At 35.2% G+C, this 17,865-nt stretch carries 18 protein-coding genes and 1 pseudogene; 7 read left to right on the forward strand and 12 right to left on the reverse strand.

Annotation, left to right across the window (positions count from 1 at the left end; translation table 11 throughout):
- Positions 1-20: 20 nt before the first annotated feature.
- The 3 genes from HAV12_RS05380 to HAV12_RS05390 all read right to left on the reverse strand — a co-directional run bounded on the left by HAV12_RS05380 (position 21) and on the right by HAV12_RS05390 (position 3,545).
- Positions 21-1,883, reverse strand: a complete 1,863-nt coding sequence (locus tag HAV12_RS05380; protein ID WP_171568779.1) for a hypothetical protein — start codon at positions 1,881-1,883, stop codon at positions 21-23.
- Positions 1,880-2,431, reverse strand: coding sequence for an RNA polymerase sigma factor (locus HAV12_RS05385; protein ID WP_132036602.1), 552 nt, complete (start codon positions 2,429-2,431; stop codon positions 1,880-1,882). Before HAV12_RS05385 ends, HAV12_RS05380 begins: the two co-directional genes overlap by 4 nt.
- A gap of 238 nt (positions 2,432-2,669) precedes the next feature.
- Complete coding sequence (locus HAV12_RS05390) at positions 2,670-3,545, reverse strand: protease complex subunit PrcB family protein (protein ID WP_171568780.1); 876 nt, start codon at positions 3,543-3,545, stop codon at positions 2,670-2,672.
- A 178-nt stretch (positions 3,546-3,723) separates the two neighbouring features.
- On the opposite strand from HAV12_RS05390, the gene rmuC reads away from it, so the two are divergent.
- From rmuC to HAV12_RS05415, 5 genes and pseudogenes are all read left to right on the forward strand, one after another.
- Positions 3,724-5,094, forward strand: coding sequence for a DNA recombination protein RmuC (gene rmuC, locus HAV12_RS05395; RefSeq protein ID WP_171568781.1), 1,371 nt, complete (start codon positions 3,724-3,726; stop codon positions 5,092-5,094).
- 25 nt (positions 5,095-5,119) lie between these two features.
- On the forward strand, positions 5,120-5,668 hold the full coding sequence (locus HAV12_RS05400; protein WP_132036605.1) for an acyl-CoA thioesterase: 549 nt from the start codon (positions 5,120-5,122) through the stop codon (positions 5,666-5,668).
- Between the two features lie 51 nt (positions 5,669-5,719).
- A pseudogene (locus HAV12_RS05405) lies at positions 5,720-6,115 on the forward strand (VOC family protein).
- A 103-nt stretch (positions 6,116-6,218) separates the two neighbouring features.
- On the forward strand, positions 6,219-6,629 hold the full coding sequence (locus HAV12_RS05410) for a hypothetical protein (RefSeq protein ID WP_171568782.1): 411 nt from the start codon (positions 6,219-6,221) through the stop codon (positions 6,627-6,629).
- 241 nt (positions 6,630-6,870) lie between these two features.
- Positions 6,871-7,413, forward strand: a complete 543-nt coding sequence (locus HAV12_RS05415) for a YceI family protein (RefSeq protein WP_171568783.1) — start codon at positions 6,871-6,873, stop codon at positions 7,411-7,413.
- A 4-nt stretch (positions 7,414-7,417) separates the two neighbouring features.
- Here HAV12_RS05415 and HAV12_RS05420 read toward each other — a convergent pair whose 3' ends face one another.
- Positions 7,418-8,341, reverse strand: a complete 924-nt coding sequence (locus tag HAV12_RS05420; protein WP_240345236.1) for a TIGR01777 family oxidoreductase — start codon at positions 8,339-8,341, stop codon at positions 7,418-7,420.
- A gap of 85 nt (positions 8,342-8,426) precedes the next feature.
- Here HAV12_RS05420 and HAV12_RS05425 point away from each other — a divergent pair, with 85 nt between their 5' ends.
- Positions 8,427-9,086 carry a TetR family transcriptional regulator C-terminal domain-containing protein gene (locus HAV12_RS05425; protein WP_171571636.1) on the forward strand — a complete coding sequence of 220 codons (660 nt, stop codon included), beginning with the start codon at positions 8,427-8,429 and terminating at the stop codon, positions 9,084-9,086.
- On the forward strand, positions 9,086-10,390 hold the full coding sequence (locus tag HAV12_RS05430) for an AarF/ABC1/UbiB kinase family protein (RefSeq protein ID WP_132036609.1): 1,305 nt from the start codon (positions 9,086-9,088) through the stop codon (positions 10,388-10,390). The genes HAV12_RS05425 and HAV12_RS05430 overlap by 1 nt, the downstream gene beginning before the upstream one ends.
- Before the next feature lie 85 nt (positions 10,391-10,475).
- Here HAV12_RS05430 and HAV12_RS05435 read toward each other — a convergent pair whose 3' ends face one another.
- The 8 genes from HAV12_RS05435 to HAV12_RS05470 form a co-directional block, all read right to left on the reverse strand.
- Positions 10,476-11,768 carry a deoxyribodipyrimidine photo-lyase gene (locus HAV12_RS05435; RefSeq protein ID WP_171568785.1) on the reverse strand — a complete coding sequence of 431 codons (1,293 nt, stop codon included), beginning with the start codon at positions 11,766-11,768 and terminating at the stop codon, positions 10,476-10,478.
- The gene (locus HAV12_RS05440; RefSeq protein ID WP_171568786.1) at positions 11,765-12,232 is read right to left on the reverse strand and encodes an SRPBCC family protein; all 468 of its coding nucleotides are present in this window, start codon (positions 12,230-12,232) and stop codon (positions 11,765-11,767) included. The genes HAV12_RS05435 and HAV12_RS05440 overlap by 4 nt, the downstream gene beginning before the upstream one ends.
- 147 nt (positions 12,233-12,379) lie before the next feature.
- Positions 12,380-12,820 (reverse strand): sterol desaturase family protein, encoded by a 441-nt coding sequence (locus HAV12_RS05445; RefSeq protein ID WP_171568787.1) that lies wholly within the window; start codon positions 12,818-12,820, stop codon positions 12,380-12,382.
- A 79-nt stretch (positions 12,821-12,899) separates the two neighbouring features.
- Entirely contained in the window at positions 12,900-13,739 is an 840-nt protein-coding gene (locus HAV12_RS05450) for a phytoene/squalene synthase family protein (RefSeq protein ID WP_132036613.1), read from the reverse strand.
- Between the two features lie 4 nt (positions 13,740-13,743).
- Entirely contained in the window at positions 13,744-15,210 is a 1,467-nt protein-coding gene (locus tag HAV12_RS05455) for an NAD(P)/FAD-dependent oxidoreductase (protein ID WP_171568788.1), read from the reverse strand.
- A gap of 37 nt (positions 15,211-15,247) precedes the next feature.
- Positions 15,248-16,147, reverse strand: coding sequence for a MerR family transcriptional regulator (locus tag HAV12_RS05460; RefSeq protein ID WP_171568789.1), 900 nt, complete (start codon positions 16,145-16,147; stop codon positions 15,248-15,250).
- A gap of 82 nt (positions 16,148-16,229) precedes the next feature.
- Positions 16,230-17,183, reverse strand: coding sequence for an ion channel (locus HAV12_RS05465; protein ID WP_171568790.1), 954 nt, complete (start codon positions 17,181-17,183; stop codon positions 16,230-16,232).
- 132 nt (positions 17,184-17,315) lie between these two features.
- A complete protein-coding gene (locus HAV12_RS05470; protein WP_238698727.1) occupies positions 17,316-17,816 on the reverse strand; it encodes a tetratricopeptide repeat protein in 501 nt (166 codons plus the stop codon).
- Between the last annotated feature and the right edge of the window lie 49 nt (positions 17,817-17,865).

A 17,865-nucleotide genomic window follows, 5' to 3' on the forward strand; every position in this document is an offset into this window, starting at 1 on the left:
AAATTACAACAAAAAAGAGTCTAAAACGAAACATTCAATCCAAAATTCAATCCCCACTGAAACTGATTGAAAGACTGATTACTTAAAGGGTTTAAATAATAGTTCATAGCCGGTTCAACAAAAACATTTGTCTTTTTGTAAATGCGATATTGCACAGTGCTGCTTAGTACAGAGCCATAAACAAAGTCATTAGCGTCAATATTTTTCCCGATACTGTTACCGTCCAAAGCCACATTATTTGAAATTAGTTTCCCAACAAAACCACCTGTATTTAGACTTATACTCGTCTTGTTTTTACTAAAAACGGCATAAGAAACTTCTAAGGGCATTTCAATATATTTTAAACTCTGATCTAAATTACCAGTCTGAAGATTGTTACTTTTCAGGACCTCTTTGCTGCTGTTCGAAACAAATACATAGTCACTGTTTGTCGCAATTTGTGGCGTAGCCGAACTTTGAATGTAATAATCACTGTAGCTTGCGAGAGCATTATTTTTTTCACTCACATTCACATACGAGACATTGGCAATACTCTGACCCAATTCGTTGATTTTAAAACCGGAGCCAACTGCCCATTTTTTATTGATTTTGTATTTTGTTTTTACACCGTAGGTATTACTTTGCTTAGAGTCATTTACGTGGCCTAAAGTCTTCTCATTTTTATAATTTTCAGAATTAGCGACACCTGCAAAAACTTCAACAGCCCATTTTTCGGCATTAGATTTAGCTTTTATTCCTTTTTCTGTTTCCTTTTTATTTTCTGGATCATTGATCCCTTTTTCTAAATTCTGAAGGACTGCCAACTGAACAGAATCCTGTTTACTTAGTACAACATCGTTAAATTTTGAATTGCTTTTTTGATTCTCAACAGCTGATTTTTCAGCGATACCCAATTCGTTTTTTGATTCTTTTCCGCTTTTATCAGTTTTACTTTGCGACGCATTTAAAAATGTAGCTGAAGAATTTAAAGCGAAACTGTTATTGCTGTTTGGGTTGTTTTTCGAATTCTGCTTTCCTTCAAAAAGAGAATTTGATAGCTGATTTTTTGAATTTGCATTAAATGGATTCTGCGTTCCGGCGTTAAATGTCTTTTCGGCAAGAATCTGATTTGCTTTTCTTTTGCCAGCATCTAATGTTTGCGTTGAAGCAACATTAAATAGATTTTGCTTTTTAGTGCTAAATGTTTTCTCCGCCACACCTTGATTTGCGTTTCCTTTATCAGCAGCTGAAGGTTGATTTTTCGAAGCAGTATTAAATAGATTTTGCTTCTCAGTGCTAAATGTTTTTGCTGCTAAACCTTGATTCACATTTCTTTTCTTAGTGCTTACTATTTGATTTTTGGAAGTTGATTTTAATGCGTTTTCTTTTTCTGTTACAGCTGTATTTTCAGCTACCGCCTGATTTGCGTTTTTCTTTCCGTTACTCAGTTCCTGATTTGAACTGTCTGAATTGGTGTTGTTATTTGCGTCAGCATCAGCAACCGCTGTTTCCTGTTTTTGTACTTTTTCGTTGGAAGAACGGGATTGTTTTAAAAGCTCTTGCGAACTGCTAACAGTGCCGGATTTTGAGTTGATCGTATTTTGCTCCGCAGAAACTGTTTTGTTTGAAGTAGATTCTGCCTGGTTTTCTTCCAGAACAACACTATTGTTTTCTGTAGCATTCGTATGAACCTCTTTAATTTCAGACACTGAATTAAAATGGAAAATCGAAGGGAGCATTAAACCTAATAATAAGCATGCAGCAGCCGACCACCAAAGAATAGCTCTTTTCTTCTTTTTGGGTTTGTTAAGTTTTTCTTCAATCTGACCCCATAATTCGGGTGGCGGAACACTTGAAAAGTTTTCCATTGATGAAAAAATATCTTCTATTTTTTGCTTCTTCATGCTGTCTTAAAATTTTTTATGCTCAAAATTCTTTTTTGCAAAATTCGCTTGGCCCTGTTTAAATTTGATTTTGATGTTCCTTCTGAAATTTTCAATACTTCAGCTATTTCTTTATGTTTCATTTTTTCGAAAACATATAAGTTAAAAACGGTCCTGTATTGATCGGGTAAATCCCGAATGTACTCGAGTAATTTTTCCTGTTCGATCGGAATACTTTCCAGTTCTTCCTCTTCAGTATAATCGGTATCAGGGTCAAAAACATCCAAAAAGAAATTTTCTTTTTTCTTCTTGTTTAGAGTCTCAATAAGTTTATTGATGAAAATACGTTTCAGCCAGCCTTCAAAACTTCCTTCAAACTTGTATTGACTGATTTTTTGAAAAACAATCACGAATGCTTCCTGAAAAACATCTTTGGCATCGTCTTCGTTTTTCATATATTTCAAGCAGATTCCATACAAAACAGGAGAAAACAACTGATAAATTTTCAGTTGTCCTTCTCTTTCATTTTGCATGCATTGCCTGATATATTTTTCTAAATCGTCTTTCAAAAATGGGATTAAATTAGTTTTGGCAAAATTAGTTTTTTTTAACTCAGAAAACTATCTTTTAAAGATAGTCTGAGTTGTATTCTTAGGATCACTTAAAACTGTTATGTTTTGATTTACAGTATTTTGTGGTGGTAAATTTGGTTTTCAAGAGTAATAACTTCATTTTCTGAATTACCCGATTCCGGAATGTCAAGAGTGATCAAAACCGGAACCGATAATAAAGTATAGTATTTTGCTATTATTTCAAAAGTGTTATTTTATCCTGAATTGCCTTTTTGAAAGTTTTTATTGCTGCATTCTGATCGTCGGTGTCCGTGTTGTCAATATAGATTTTGGTAGTGACTGCCCCCTGACGCAGTTCAAAATAAACACCACCGTGACCTGCTGCATCCGGAGAACCGTATGTTTTTGTTTGTCCTTTTAAGGCAGTAATCTCAGCCGGTACATTTTTCAGGAATAAAGTATATTCACTTCTCTTGCCTGTTGCAGTGTATTTATATTGGTTAAAATCATAGCTTCCGGCTACTACATTTTGAAATTTCAGAATATTGTAATCATTCAGTTGAAAAAACTTCTGACAGTCAGCACCTGTACATTGGTTGGTAAAACTTCCAATTACGATTTTATCTGAACTTTCATTAGTTCTGTTAAAAAGAATGGTTTTGGCTGTTTTAGGAATCAGAATAAAATCAGAAGGATAAGTTGGCGTTTGTGTTATCGCCTCACCGGCCAAAGGTGCTTTTTCATAGAAATTAATAATGACTTCACAGTTGTTTTCAACAATCGATGTCATTTTTATATCATAACCGCTTGTAGGTTTTGGTCCGGAAAAAATACCTACTAAATAATATTTGGTAAAATCGATAGCCGGATCACTTGGATTTGGACAGGTATTTTCGTGTTTCGTGAAATAAGTTTCCAGTCTTTCCTTTGTATTGATTATGTAGGCAGCGGGATTTGGAGGTAGTGTTTTTACACTGTAATTACATAAAAATGGAATTCCTGTAAAAGGGGAGTCTACATTTGATCCGCAATCAACATTCAGATCATCATTGCTTATTGAACAAGCGCTAATTCCAAAAGCTATAAATAAGCCAAGTATTAATTTTTTCATGATTTTTTTAAATAGGTTATATTTAGAAGATGTAATTTTAGAAAATGGTTGCGTGGTAAAACATTTTTTATTCGAAATGTTTGTTTAATTGAGAATTGCCGGTTATTCGTGAAATTTCAATTTTAAAGATTAGGCACTACGTATTATTGCATACTTTTACTTAAAAATAAACTTGCTTATGTTTGACTTTCTTCCGGTTTTGTTTGCTTTTATAGTCGCTTTGTTCTTAGGCATATACTTAGGTAAAGTATTGTTTTCGGCCCGTTCTGAGTCGGAAAAAGTAAGCCTGAATGAGCGATTAAATGCTACTTTCAATCAATTGCAATTGCAGAAAGAACAGTCTGAAAAAGAAAGAATTGCTTTTGAAAAACAGCTTTATTCCAATAATTCGGAAAAAGAAAATATCCGTACCGAAAAAGACAGTTTAGCCATTCAGCTTTCCAAAAAAGAAGTTGATTTTGAAAATTTATGGGAGCGCCATAAAGAGCAAAAAAACGAAATAACCGAATTACAGGAAAAATTTACCAAAGAGTTTGAAAATTTAGCCAATAAAATTCTTGAAGAAAAGTCGGCTAAATTTACAGAACAAAATAGTGAAAACATGAAAAATATCCTGTTGCCCTTACAGGATAAAATTCACGGTTTTGAACAAAAAGTCGAGCAAACCCATAAGGAAAGTATCGATTATCATGCGGCCCTACGCCAACAGATTGTGGGTCTGAGTGAAATGAATGCCCAAATGAGCAAAGAAACCCTAAATCTGACCAAAGCACTCAAAGGCGACAGTAAAATGCAGGGCAATTGGGGAGAACTGGTTTTAGAACGTGTTCTGGAAAAATCAGGTTTGGAAAAAGGACGCGAATATGAAGTGCAGCAAAGTTTTACCAACAGTGAAGGCGCGAGAGTATTCCCGGATGTCGTTATTAATTTGCCGGACGGTAAAAAAATGATTGTAGATTCTAAAGTTTCTTTGGTAGCTTATGAAAGATGGATCAACGAAGAATCTGAAATTCTGAAAACGGAATTCCTGAAAGAACATGTTAACTCAATTAAAAGGCACGTTGAGCAGCTCGGCAATAAAAATTACCACGATTTATATGAAATAGAAAGCCCGGACTTTGTGCTGCTTTTCATTCCCATAGAACCCGCTTTTGCAATTGCTTTAAACGAAGATTCCGCATTGTACAATAAAGCCTTTGACCGAAATATAGTAATTGTTACACCAAGTACGCTGCTGGCGACTTTAAGAACTATAGACAGTATGTGGGCCAATCAGAAGCAACAGGAAAATGCTTTCGAAATTGCCAGACAAGCCGGTGCACTATACGATAAATTTGAAGGTTTTGTTATGGATCTGGTTCGGATTGGGAATAAAATTAAAGATACCAAAACCGAATACGATAGTGCCATGAACAAATTAGTAGACGGAAAAGGAAACCTGATTTCAAGCGTTGAGAAGTTAAAGAAAATGGGTGCCAAAGCTAAAAAAGCGTTACCCGAAAATATTATCGCCAGAGCCAATACTGACGAAAATGAACAATTGAATTAAAAATAAATACTAAAAATAATACCAAATGACTGCCGATTTCAAACCCGTTTCTTCTTCCAAAGTAAGTATTTCCGAGCTAATGCTTCCATCACACACCAATTTTAGCGGTAAAATACACGGAGGATATATTTTGCTTTTACTGGATCAGATTGCTTTTGCCTGCGCTTCAAGATTTTCCGGAAACTATTGTGTGACTGCTTCTGTTGATACCGTAAATTTTCTGAAACCAATTGAAGTGGGTGAATTGGTCACTATGAAAGCTTCTGTAAATTATGTGGGAAGAAGTTCTATGGTCGTAGGGATTCGTGTGGAGTCGGAGAATATTCAGACCGGAGCTGTAAAACATTGTAATTCCTCTTATTTTACGATGGTTGCTAAAGATAAAGAAGGGAAAAGCGTTCCGGTGCCGGGACTTATTTTATCTAGTCTTGATGAAGTACGCCGCTTTAGAAAATGCATCAAACAAATTGAAACTAAAAAAGAAATCGAAGAACATGCTAAAATTACCAGCGTAAACTCTATTGAAGATCTTGCAAGCCTCGACAAGTATAATGTGCTCCTGGAAATAGGATAGTTTTCCTGTCAGGTCAAATAAGGTTTTGTAATAACTTAAAAAGAGAGAAAAATGATAAAGTTCGGATATACTATTTTATATGTTGAAAATGTGGAAACAGCAGTTGCTTTTTACGAAAATGCTTTTGGATTTTCAAGAAAGTTTGTAACGCCCGAGAATGATTATGGCGAATTGAGCACAGGGGAAACAACCCTTTCATTTGCATCAAAGAAATTGGCAGCTCAAAATTTAAAAGAAGGTTTTATTGAAAGTAATCTGGAAGCAAAGCCATTTGCAATCGAAATAGGTTTTATCACTGACGATGTAACTGAAACAGTACAAAAAGCAACCTCTTTCGGAGCTGTATTGGTCAAAGAGCCTGCCTAAAAACCATGGGGACAAATTGTGGCTTATATCAGGGATTTAGATGGATTTTTAATTGAGATTTGCACAGAAGTGGAAGGTTAAATGAGTTATGAGTTAAAGGTTATGAGTTAGGAGTGAAATGTTATAACGATTTTTTGTATAGATGAAATACCTGTTGGGTAAACCCTATTTTCTATTTCTTTTCGTGATAGCAGCCTTTTTGATTGGTGGTTTTTTGAATGCTGAAAAAACACTGGACGTAAATATTCATGATATTTATTTCGTTATTTCTTATTGGCATTTTGCAATACTTTTGTCTTTTATATATAGCTTCATTGCCTTAATTTATTTTGTTGCAATATGTTTAAATTTTCCTTTAATTAGATGGATTACAGTTGTGCACACTGTAATATCTATTGGAGGTATTTTTTTGATCGGGTTATTTTTTCAACTTATTCGAGAAACAGCTCCCGGAGATTTTGAATCTCTCTTAGATGATATTGATTTTAATGCTAAAATGAATTGGGGAATATGGATTACTTTCTTGAGTATTCTCGGCATGCAGGCCGTATTCGTTATAAATGTATTTCAGGCTCTGTTTAAGGGAAAAAGATAATTTTTAAATCATCTTACATCTCACAAAAAAAACATTTTACAGTAGCGATTTTTTCACAAAGATTTAAGATATATCAAGAACTGTATGGCAGATAATTTCGTAACTTTAAGTACATGGTTTAGGTTACTAAGTTTTCACGGAGTATTGCCATTTGATTTTTTCAGACTTACTTAAGTTCAGTTTTTTTCTCCTCTTAAATTAAAAAGAATCGAATGACATAATTGTTTAATTATTGACGATTATGAAAAAAACTACTTTATTTATTTTTCTTTTTACCACATTCTCCTTACTCGCCCAGGATAAATTCAGAACCAATTCGGCGGTTGTAAATTTTCAGGCTTCCGTTCCTTTTTTTGAAGAAGTAAAAGCGGTAAATAAGCTCGGGACTATTGTTTTGGAACCTCAGACCAGTACGCTTATCTGTACGGTTATTATCAAGGATTTTCGTTTTAAAATGGATTTAATGCAGGAACATTTTAACGAAAATTACATTGAAAGCCACCGTTATCCAAAAGCTGTTTTTAAAGGTAAAATCGAAAAGTTTGACTTGAAAGACATTAGTGAAGATGAAAAAGAATATGATATAAAAGGGAAACTTTACCTTCATGGTAAATCCAAGGTAATTGCGGTAAAAGCTTTAATCAAAAAGGTTCCTGATGGAATACAAATCGTATCTAATTTCCCGCTCTCGGTTTCGGATTTTAATATCGAAATTCCATATGTCGTGGCCAATAAAATTTCAAAAACGGTCCAGACCGATCTGAGCGGTATTATGATGAAATGATTTTTTATTTTAAACAGCTGGAAAGTGCGATCTCGATGTCGTTGTATTGAAATTCAAAACCTGTTTTTTCTATTTTTTCAGAAGAAACCCGCTGACCTTTTAGAACGGCTTCACTCATTTTGCCTAAAACTATTTTAAGAATAAATTCAGGAACTCTGGGCAGCCATAGGTTATATCCGTAAAGATTAGCAAGTATTCTGGAGAATCCCGAATTGGTAGTATTGTCTGTAACAGCTGCGTTATACGCACCGTGCATCTCTGCGTCTGTAATCGATTTCAGGTAAATCTGAGACAAATCTTCTATATGAATCCAGGGCAGGTATTGTTTGCCGGTGCCTAAAATTGATCCAAAACCGGCTTTGAAACCTGGAGCGACTTTTTTAAGGAAACCTTCCCCTTTTCCAAAAACAATTCCGGTTCTGATTTTCACCGTTCTAATTCCCAAAGCTGCGATTGTATCGGCAGAATTTTCCCATTGCTGGCAGGTTAGTCCAAGAAAATCATTTGCGGGCTGTGTTTCTTCCGTACAGATATTCTGGCTTGTAACAGCGCCGTAAATTCCAACTGCGGAAGCGGAAACAAATGCATCCAATGATTTATTGTGTTTTTCGAGAATCGAATGAATGAGTTCGATGGGTTGGGTGCGACTTTCTAAAATTACTTTTTTACGTTTCTCTGTCCATCGTTTTTCTACAATTCCTTCTCCGGCCAGATGAATGATGTAGTCGGCGTTAAGAATTGCATTTTCATCTATATAATTCCGCGTTAAATCCCACTTGTAGTACGTTACAGCATCTGTGTTTTTCCGATCTCCGCGACTCAGTACAGACACCGAAAAACCATTGGCAGTTAATACATCTGTTAAGTATTTCCCAATAAATCCTGTTCCCCCCGTAATTAGTACATTTTTAGCCATTTCATTTATCATTTATTTAACACAGAGTTTTGTTTAACGATAAATAAAGATAGTTAAACATTGCTTACCTTTAATGCAAATTCTAAATTTTAATATGATGGCCACTAAAAAAAAGGAAATTACCAGGGATGATATCATCTCAGTGTATATGAATGAAGTTTTGGAAGCAGGAAAAAAGCCTGTCTCTGTGTTTCATTTTGCAAAAGGGAAAGATTTTTCAGAAGCAGAATTTTATAATTTTTTCGGAACGCTTGAAGGTTTAGAAAAAGAGATATTCCGATTATTTTTTGCGAATACAATTGATTTACTGCACAGAAATACGGAGTACACGGAATATGATATGAAGAACAAAATGTTGAGTTTTTACTTCACGTTCTTCGAGATCTTAACCGCAAACAGAAGTTATGTTATACAAGTTTTAAAATCAGATCCGAATCCAATTCGAAATTTGACACAATTGAGTACGTTACGAGATGGTTTTAAAGGATATGTTGCCGAAATCCTGACCGATGAATACAGACTGGAACAGGAAAGATTCCAGAAATTTCAGGAAAAAACAATTCAGGAATCGGCTTGGGTGCAATTAATGCTAACCCTGAAATTCTGGATGGATGATGCTTCGCCTGCCTTTGAGAAAACAGATATTTTTATCGAAAAATCAGTCAATGCTTCATTCGAACTAATGAAGGTTGCACCCATGAATCATCTTTTAGATCTTGGAAAATTTCTATTTAAAGAAAAAATTTACAGCAGATAATGAAAACAATCGATTATATACCCACTTCAAAAATAGAAAGAGCCACTAAACTGGTTCAGACAGGAGCAAAGGTAGGAGTGAACTATATTAAGCATTATGCCGAAAAAATGGTGAACTCTGATTTGACCCGTGATAAATTAAACGAAAATAACGCAGAAGATATTTATGATGGCTTAAAAAGCCTGAAGGGAAGTGCCCTGAAAGTTGCCCAGATGCTCAGTATGGATAAAAATTTTCTTCCGCAGGCTTATGTGGAGAAATTTTCGTTGTCCCAATTTTCTGTTCCACCGCTTTCTGCACCTTTGGTACTGAAGACCTTTAAAACCAATTTCGGAAAAACGCCCTATGAAATTTTCGACGAATTCAATGCTAATTCCGTAAACGCGGCAAGCATTGGTCAGGTACATCTGGCTGTAAAAGAGGGCAAAAAACTCGCCGTTAAAATTCAGTATCCGGGTGTTGCCAACAGTATTTCATCAGATTTGGCTTTGGTAAAACCCATTGCGATCAGAATGTTTAATCTTCAGGGAAAAGATTCTGATAAATATTTTAAGGAAGTAGAAGACAAACTTATCGAAGAAACCAATTATTTACTGGAGCTACAACAAAGTCAGGAAGTTGTTGAAGCCTGCAGTAAAATTGAAAACATTCTTTTTCCGAAGTATTATCCGGAGTTTTCGTCAGAGAAAATTATCACCATGGACTGGATGACGGGAATTCATCTTTCTGAATTTACAGCTAAAAATACAGATCAGGAAGTTGGAGATAAAATTGGTCAGGCACTTTGGGATTTTTATATGTACCAGATTCATGTTTTGAAAAAAGTACATGCAGATCCGCATCCGGGTAATTTCCTGGTCGATGAGCAGAACCAATTAATTGCTCTTGATTTTGGCTGTATGAAACAAATTCCGCAAGACTTTTATATCCCGTATTTTGAATTAATCAATAAAAATGTCATTACAGACGAAACGCTTTTCAATCAGAAATTATTTGAGTTGGAGATTCTTCGTCCGGATGATTCTCCTGCAGAAATCGAGTATTTTACCGAAATGTTTCATGATCTGCTGTCGCTTTTTACAAAACCGTTTCAAAGTGAGAGTTTTGATTTTGCAGATGAAACGTTTTTTGAAAGTATCGCTAAATTGGGAGAACGTTTCTCAAACGATACCAATCTTAAAAAGATGAATGGAAATCGTGGTTCTAAGCACTTTATTTACATGAATCGCACGTTCTTTGGCTTGTATAATCTAATGTTTGATTTGAAAGCAAAAATCGTGGTAAATAATTTTTTGAAGTATTAAGCCGGAAAATTTCAATATAAAAATTCCAAATTCCAACTATTTTGTTTCATTACAATTGGAATTTGGAATTTATTTTTTTTGGAATTTATTTGACTATCCCCTTTTTATAAGTAGCAATAGCCCGATCTCTTGCAAAAGCATGATCGACCATTGGGGCATTATAACCCAGATCAAATTCGGGAATCCATTTGCGGATGTAGCTTCCTTTTTCGTCAAATTTCTTTTGTTGAATTTCAGGATTAAAGACTCTGAAATAGGGTGCGGCGTCACAGCCCGTTCCTGCAGCCCATTGCCAGTTGCCTACGTTGGAAGCCAATTCGAAATCTAATAATTTTTCGGCAAAATAAGCTTCACCCCACTGCCAGTTAATCAGTAAATGTTTGCATAAAAAGCTGGCGACTACCATTCGTACACGGTTGTGCATATAACCGGTTTCGTTGAGCTGCCGCATGCCCGCATCGACCATAGGATATCCGGTTGTCCCGGAGCACCAGCGTTTAAAATCGTCTTCGTTATTACTCCATTCAATGCCGTCGTAAGCCGGTTTAAAATTGTGATTGACTACATGTGGAAAACTAAACAGAATCTGAATAAAAAATTCCCTCCAGATCAGTTCACTTAAAAAAGTCTGGTTTTTCTTATTGGCCCAATTCACTAATTTTCGGATACTAACAGTTCCAAAACGCAAATGCGGGGAAAGATAAGAAGTACTGTCTAACGCCGGAAAATCTCTTGTTTCTTTATAATTGGAAATTTGTGTCAGGTTATGAGGAAGGACTTTTATGGAACTTCTTTCAAAACCTATTTCAGATAATTCCGGAAATTCAAATTGATTTTTGGCGAAGTTTGAAAACAAAGGTTTGGTATCATATTCCGGAGCTTGTCCCGAAAGATGGTATTTCTCCAGCCATTTGTTTTTATAAGGCGTATAAATTGTGTACGGCAGTCCGTCTGATTTTGTGATTTCTTTCTCTTCAAAAATGACGTGATCTTTGTATGATAAAGAGCCTGCACCATTTTGTTGCACTAAGCTGCTAATCTCTGAATCGCGTTTGATGGCGTAGGGCTCGTAATCTTTATTGAATAGGACTTTCTGAATGTCAAATTGGGTTAACAGCGATTTCCAGACTTCGGCAGTTTTTCCTTTTTTAATTAAAATAGCCGATTCAATTGTTTTAAGTTCTTCGTTTATCTTCTGAAGAGAATCATAAATAAAACTTACCCTTGCATCGTTTTTTGGAAGATTTTCAAGAATGTCTTCATCAAAAATGAATAATGGAATTACAGGAAAATCAGATTGCAAGGCATGAAATAAACCTACGTTGTCTTCTAATCGTAAATCGCGTCGGAACCAAAAAAAGGTAACTTTTTGTTTCATTTTATTCTCGAGTTAAACAATTCTTCAATTTTATTCTTACGGTAAGCAAAAATCGTTTTTAGCTTCTTTTCAACAATCAATTTGTTCATAAGACGTCCTAAATAGCCAAAGGGTAAACCATAATGTACAACATCGGTCATTTTTGTTCCGGTTTCGGTAGCTTCAAAAAAGTGTTTGTGATGCCAGAATTTATAGGGGCCAAATTGCTGAACGTCTATAAAATATTTATTTTCTTCTGAAACTGTAATTTCTGTTACCCACGACATTTTAATTCCCAGAAGAGGCTTTAGGGTATATCTGATAATTTGTCCCGGATACATGCGTTTGTTGTCGAAATCCTGGATTTCAAAACTCATATTATCTAATGTTATGGTCTGAAGATTCTTTGGGCTGGAAAAAAAATCCCAGCATTCTTCTATACTGCTGTTGATAAGCTGAACAGTTTCTATTTTATATAATTTCATAATCGATTATTAGGATAGTTTTCAGGTACGGAATAGATGCACTAGGGGTTGAAGTGGAGCTCTTTTTATGTCTGGCTTTTGCCGGGCATAAAAAAGCGGGAACGTAAAACCCGACCCGCTTTTTCTGCGGGTAACGCCCAAAATAACCTACATTCTGTAATACTTGAAGGGTACGAATAACATTCCGAAGCATTCTCCGTGTTCTTTTCCCAGATGTTTATGATGTATTTTATGTGCTTTTCGCAATCCGATGAGGTATTTGTTTTTGGTGTTTTTGAACCATTTAAAACGCTGATGAATTAAGACATCATGAATTAAGAAATAACAGATTCCGTACAAAGTAATTCCGCAAGCTACAAAAAAGAGATAATTGAATCCGCCCTGCACACCCAGATAAAAAAGAACAATACTCGGTGTGGCAAAAATGACAAAGAAAATATCATTGCGCTCAAAAGTGTTTTCGTATTTTGGCTGGTGATGGTCTGCGTGAAAATACCACATTAAGCCGTGCATAATGTATTTGTGGGTAAACCAGGTAACACATTCCATGAATAAAAAAACACCTAAAAATAGTAGAAAAGAAATCATTTTATGTTTTTTAAATATTAAGTTGCCAACACAACTGATCCAAAAATAGTTTTAAAGAAAAGAATAAAGCAAAAGATTATCAGACCAGTTTTAACTTGTACGTTACAAAAGATTGCGCCAAAAGTCCGGCCTTGGTATAATTGGAAACTCTGATTCTGGAATTTCCGATTTCATAATAAGGAGTGTTTTTAAGCTTTTTCAAAAGTTTTTTATAGTAAACAAAAGCGGTATAAACGCCAAATTGGGCTTCGATAGGAAGTTTTACGATACCCTGGTACGCAATTCTGAAATCTTCCTCAATCTCGTTGATGATTTCGGTTTTTGCATTTTCATCAAAAGTTTTCAGATCGATTCCGGGAAAATAATTTCGGTTTAAAACTAAATTGTCATCTTTTAAATCTCTCAGGAAATTTACTTTCTGAAAAGCAGATCCCAATCGCATCGCTTCATTTTTAAGCTGTTCGTATTTTTGCTCTTTTCCTGCAACAAAAACTTTAAGACACATTAGACCCACAACATCCGCAGATCCGTAGATATAATCTTCGTATTCTGTTTGTGTGTTATAAGTTGATTTTATAAGGTCCAATTTCATGCTTTTAAGAAAAGCCTGAATCAGGTCGTCTGTAATATTATATTGCTTTACCGTGTGTTGAAAAGAATTTAAAATAGGATTTAAGCTAATGCCCATTTCCATTGCTTTGTAATATTCTTTTTCAAAATCATTGATCAGGTATTCTTTGTCATATTCATGAAAAGAATCGACAATTTCGTCAGCAAAACGAACAAATCCATAGATGCTGTAAATGGCTTCCCTGATACTTGGCGCCAACATATGTACCGCAAGCGAAAAGGAAGTGCTGTAACTTTTGGTGACCAATTTGCTGCATTTGAAAGAAGTAGTGTCAAATAGTGATTTCATCTTTTTATGATCTAATAGATTTACGAATTAACTCAGCAACTAATTTTCCTGAAATTAAAGCAGGAGGAACACCTGGTCCGGGAACGGTTAATTGCCCTGTAAAGTATAAGTTCCTGACTTTTTTACTTTTTAGTTTAGGTCTTAAAAAAGCGGTTTGCAGCAGGGTGTTTGCCATTCCATAGGCATTCCCTTTGTAGGCATTATAATCTTCTACAAAATCGTTTTTACAAAAAGACCTCTTAAATATAATGTTATTTTTTATCTTTTGTTGAGTAAGTTGCTCAAAACGAGTGATTATTTTTTCAAAATATTCTTCTCTAAGTGTCTGATTGTCTTCTATTCCCGGAGCTAAAGGGATCAGAAAAAAAGCACTTTCCATTCCGATTGGAGCAGCAGTCTCATCTGTTTTAGAAGGGAAATTAGCGTAGAACAAAGGAGCTTCGGGCCATTTTGGATGATCGTAAATATCACTTGCATGCTGATCGAAATCAACATCAAAAAATAAAGCATGGTGCGAAATATTTTCTATTTTTTTATCAAAAGCCACAAAGAAAAGGAGGGAAGACGGAGCAAAAACCCGGCTTTGCCAATATTTCTCGGAATAAACGCAATGTGCTTCGTCCAGTAAAGTTTCGGTGTGGTGATAATCTGCTCCGCTTAAAACAATGTCTGCCTTTATAAAATTTCCATTTATAAGTACTCCGGTCGCGGTTTTGTTTTCTACGACTATTTTTTCTATTGGGGAATCGGTTTTTATAGTGACTCCCAATTCGGTTGCTAATTTTTCTATAGCGCGAACCACATCAAACATTCCTGTTTTGGGATGCCAGGTTCCTAATCCAAAATCGGCATAATTCATAAAATTATAGAAAGAAGGCGTCTTGGTTGGCTTGGCTCCGAGAAATAAAACGGGAAATTCCAGAATCTGGATAAGTCTTTCGTTTTTAAAATTCTTTCTGACATCACGACTGACCGTGCTGAAAAACTGATTTAGTTTTAAAGCGGTCTGAGGCGTCATTAATTCTAAAGCGGAAACTCCCGGACGATATACCAGATCTTTTATGGCGATGTCGTAATTGCTTTTTGCTTCTTTGATAAAAGTGTCCAGTTTTTTGCCGCTTCCGGTTTCAATGTTTTCAAAAGTGTTTTTTATTTCTTCCAGGTTATCGTAGATATTTATAAAATCAGCAATGCCGAAATGAACGCTGTAGGCAGGATTCAGTTTTATAAGTTCGTAATAGTCTGATGTCTTTTTATTGAAATCATTGAAGAAACGCTCAAAAACATCGGGCATCCAATACCAGCTTGGGCCCATGTCAAAAGTAAAACCGTCTTTTTTGAATTGTCTGGCCCTTCCGCCGATCGTTTCGTTTTTTTCAAAAATAGTGACGCTGTTTCCTTGTTGCGCAAGGTAACAGGAAGCCGCTAATGCAGAAAAGCCTGATCCTATAATGATGATAGTTTTTTTCATTTGTTTAACAAATGTACAAAAACTTTAAACAAAATATTTATATTCTTTCTATTGTTTCGTTCATCGAACTGAAAATATGTATTCTGTCGGGTAAATTTTTAGTATCAATGTGCTCTACCATATTTCCCATAAGCCAGATTTCGTTGTTTTTCAGGAGTAATTTTTGCCCCATCGATTTTACATATTGATTGATAATGCTGCGGTCCGGCTGAATGGTCATGAAGGATATAAAAGTGATGTTGTCGAAATGTCGGGTAAGATCCTGAAGGTTTTCGATTGGCATGCTTTCTCCTAAATAAATGGTTTTGTAACCTTTGGATAAAATTTCATATTGCAGGTACAGTAACCCGATCTGATGAATTTCATTTAAAGGTAAGGAAAGTACAAAAACGCGATCGGTTCTGGTTGGCTTTTGTATTTGAAGGCTTTCGGTATAAATTAATATTTTTTGCTGGATCAAATGACTCATGAAATGTTCATTTGCCGGAGTTATAGTTTCAGATTGCCATAGTAATCCGAGTTCTTTCAGTAGAGGAAGAAAATTTTCTTTGAAAACTTCCTTAAACGTTTTTTCAGAAATCAGCCAGTCAAAAGTGTTGAAGAATATTTCCTGGTCAAAATTCATCATTGCCATTTTAAAGGAAGTAATGGCATAATTCTGTGAATTCTTTTTTGAGATGATTTCACGAACAAGTTGTGGAATCTTTTCTTCGGAATAGGTTGCGATTTTAGAAATTTTATAACCGTATTCGTGTAGTAATGTTATGTTTAGAAGTTTCTGTAGATTTTGTAGATTGTAAAGTCTGATATTGGTATCTGTTCTCATAGGTTCAAGAATGTTATATCTTTTTTCCCAGATACGAATCGTGTGTGCTTTTATTCCAGATAAGTTTTCAAGATCTTTTATGCTGAAAACAGTCTTTATGTTGTTTATCATTATACTACAATTTGGTAAACAAAAATAGACTAAAATCTGAGATTACCTTTAAATCTTAACTAAAATCAAGGAATATAGGGAATTATGTAGTCTCATACTGATTTAATTTGTCCAGATGTAAAATAGTTTTAGAGCCATCTTTGCTTCTGTTGTACATGGTTTGGAATTTTGCACCATAAATAATTTCATCAAAAGTATAGGATGTTCTTGCGGCAACAGTATTGCTGAACATGTCATCGAAAGTAGTAATGAAAACCAAAATTTCACCGTGATTTTTCCTGAAATCTTCTTCTGTATAGTTATACAAAGGGCTGTTTTCAGTGATCGGATGTACTAAGGTCCAGCTTAATGAAAGGGCGTTTATTTTGTCCAGTTCCAGTTCTAAATTGTAGAATTTGTTCGTCATTTTCCCGTTTTCTTCAACAGTCATTCCAAGTGTTACTTTTGCTTTTGCATCTGTTAAATTGGTATTTTTAAAGGGTACAAGCCGTATCATTAATCCTTTATGGTCGCCATAAGGTGAAATCAGGGCGTTATGTGAAAACTTTAAGAAAGCTGTCGGCTTACTGAATCTTCCAAAGAACAAACCGGTTGCAATAGCAAAACTCAGCAGACCGATTAATGCTTCAGCGGCAGATAAGGCACTTGTCAAAAATCCTGTAGGGCTGATGTGTCCGTAGCCTACGGTAGTGAAAGTTTGTGCGCTAAAAAAATAAGCTTGTCCAAATTGGGTCAGGAAGTTTCCGGAAGCCGCTATGCCGTCGAGATGTTGTATTCCGATAGCATAATAAACAATCGCAAAAATAAAATTGATGATGATGTAAAAAGAAAACAGAATAAGCATGAATTTCCAGTTTGGCATTTCAATCATAGTGTGGTACCAACTGATGCGGCGCAATAAATGCATGCCCCTTTTTTCAATATTGGGCGTTCCGTTTTTGTTTACAAATCTTCCGCCGTAACTGCTTGCGTTCGTTCCGAATCCGGAATTTACATCCGTTTTAGCGTTGTTGTTTATTTTTTTAAGGAGCGCCATTGAAATTTAGTTTAGGATAGCAAATGTAATAATATTTTAAGATGAAAACAGGTAAGCATATAAACGGAAAAGCAATCTGGAAAAATGAACTTTCGCAGATTGCTTTTCAATTAAAAACTTTGTTTTTTGATTTTATTTACAAAAGGTCGCTTTGTTTTTTATGGCGCTTTTGCTTCCTAGCTCAATTGCTTTTGTGAAGTCATTGCAGGATTTTTTCTTATCTCCAATTTTATTATAAGCCAAACCTCTTAAGTTATAAGCAATATAATCTTTAGGATTCATCATAAGGCAGTACGAACAATCTTCAATTGAGGCGTCGTAATTCATTAGTTTGTAGTTGACATTGGCTCTTCCTGTAAAAGCATCAGAATTCATTGTGTCTAATTCGATTGCTTTAGTAAAATCAGCCAAAGCTCCTGTTAAATCATTGAGTTTGTACTTGGCAACTCCTCTGTTTTGGTAGGCTTCAACAAATTTAGAATTCATGCTTATTGCTTTGGTGTAATCGGCAATAGCACCTTTAGTGTTTCCTGATTCTGCCTTTTTCATGGCTTTATCAAAATATCCGGTTGCAGATTGTGCAATACCAGAGCACGTAATCATAAGAAATGATAGTAATAATAAATGTTTCATAGACTAATTTGGGATTAGTAGGTTAATTAATTCTGGACGAATTTAAGAA

It is taken from the genome of Flavobacterium sp. CLA17 (assembly GCF_013112255.2).
In the GTDB taxonomy this organism is placed as follows: domain Bacteria; phylum Bacteroidota; class Bacteroidia; order Flavobacteriales; family Flavobacteriaceae; genus Flavobacterium; species Flavobacterium circumlabens.

Bases quoted from the DNA above. Each gene is read 5' to 3' on its own strand.
- HAV12_RS05465 (WP_171568790.1), bottom strand. From the start codon at position 17,183: ATGGCGCTCCTTAAAAAAATAAACAACAACGCTAAAACGGATGTAAAT.
- HAV12_RS05425 (WP_171571636.1), top strand. From the start codon at position 8,427: ATGGCCACTAAAAAAAAGGAAATTACCAGGGATGATATCATCTCAGTG.
- HAV12_RS05470 (WP_238698727.1), bottom strand. From the start codon at position 17,816: ATGAAACATTTATTATTACTATCATTTCTTATGATTACGTGCTCTGGT.
- HAV12_RS05460 (WP_171568789.1), bottom strand. From the start codon at position 16,147: ATGATAAACAACATAAAGACTGTTTTCAGCATAAAAGATCTTGAAAAC.
- HAV12_RS05435 (WP_171568785.1), bottom strand. From the start codon at position 11,768: ATGAAACAAAAAGTTACCTTTTTTTGGTTCCGACGCGATTTACGATTA.
- HAV12_RS05455 (WP_171568788.1), bottom strand. From the start codon at position 15,210: ATGAAAAAAACTATCATCATTATAGGATCAGGCTTTTCTGCATTAGCG.
- rmuC (WP_171568781.1), top strand. From the start codon at position 3,724: ATGTTTGACTTTCTTCCGGTTTTGTTTGCTTTTATAGTCGCTTTGTTC.
- HAV12_RS05450 (WP_132036613.1), bottom strand. From the start codon at position 13,739: ATGAAATCACTATTTGACACTACTTCTTTCAAATGCAGCAAATTGGTC.
- HAV12_RS05380 (WP_171568779.1), bottom strand. From the start codon at position 1,883: ATGAAGAAGCAAAAAATAGAAGATATTTTTTCATCAATGGAAAACTTT.
- HAV12_RS05430 (WP_132036609.1), top strand. From the start codon at position 9,086: ATGAAAACAATCGATTATATACCCACTTCAAAAATAGAAAGAGCCACT.
- HAV12_RS05445 (WP_171568787.1), bottom strand. From the start codon at position 12,820: ATGATTTCTTTTCTACTATTTTTAGGTGTTTTTTTATTCATGGAATGT.
- HAV12_RS05400 (WP_132036605.1), top strand. From the start codon at position 5,120: ATGACTGCCGATTTCAAACCCGTTTCTTCTTCCAAAGTAAGTATTTCC.
- HAV12_RS05390 (WP_171568780.1), bottom strand. From the start codon at position 3,545: ATGAAAAAATTAATACTTGGCTTATTTATAGCTTTTGGAATTAGCGCT.
- HAV12_RS05420 (WP_240345236.1), bottom strand. From the start codon at position 8,341: ATGATAAATGAAATGGCTAAAAATGTACTAATTACGGGGGGAACAGGA.
- HAV12_RS05415 (WP_171568783.1), top strand. From the start codon at position 6,871: ATGAAAAAAACTACTTTATTTATTTTTCTTTTTACCACATTCTCCTTA.
- HAV12_RS05440 (WP_171568786.1), bottom strand. From the start codon at position 12,232: ATGAAATTATATAAAATAGAAACTGTTCAGCTTATCAACAGCAGTATA.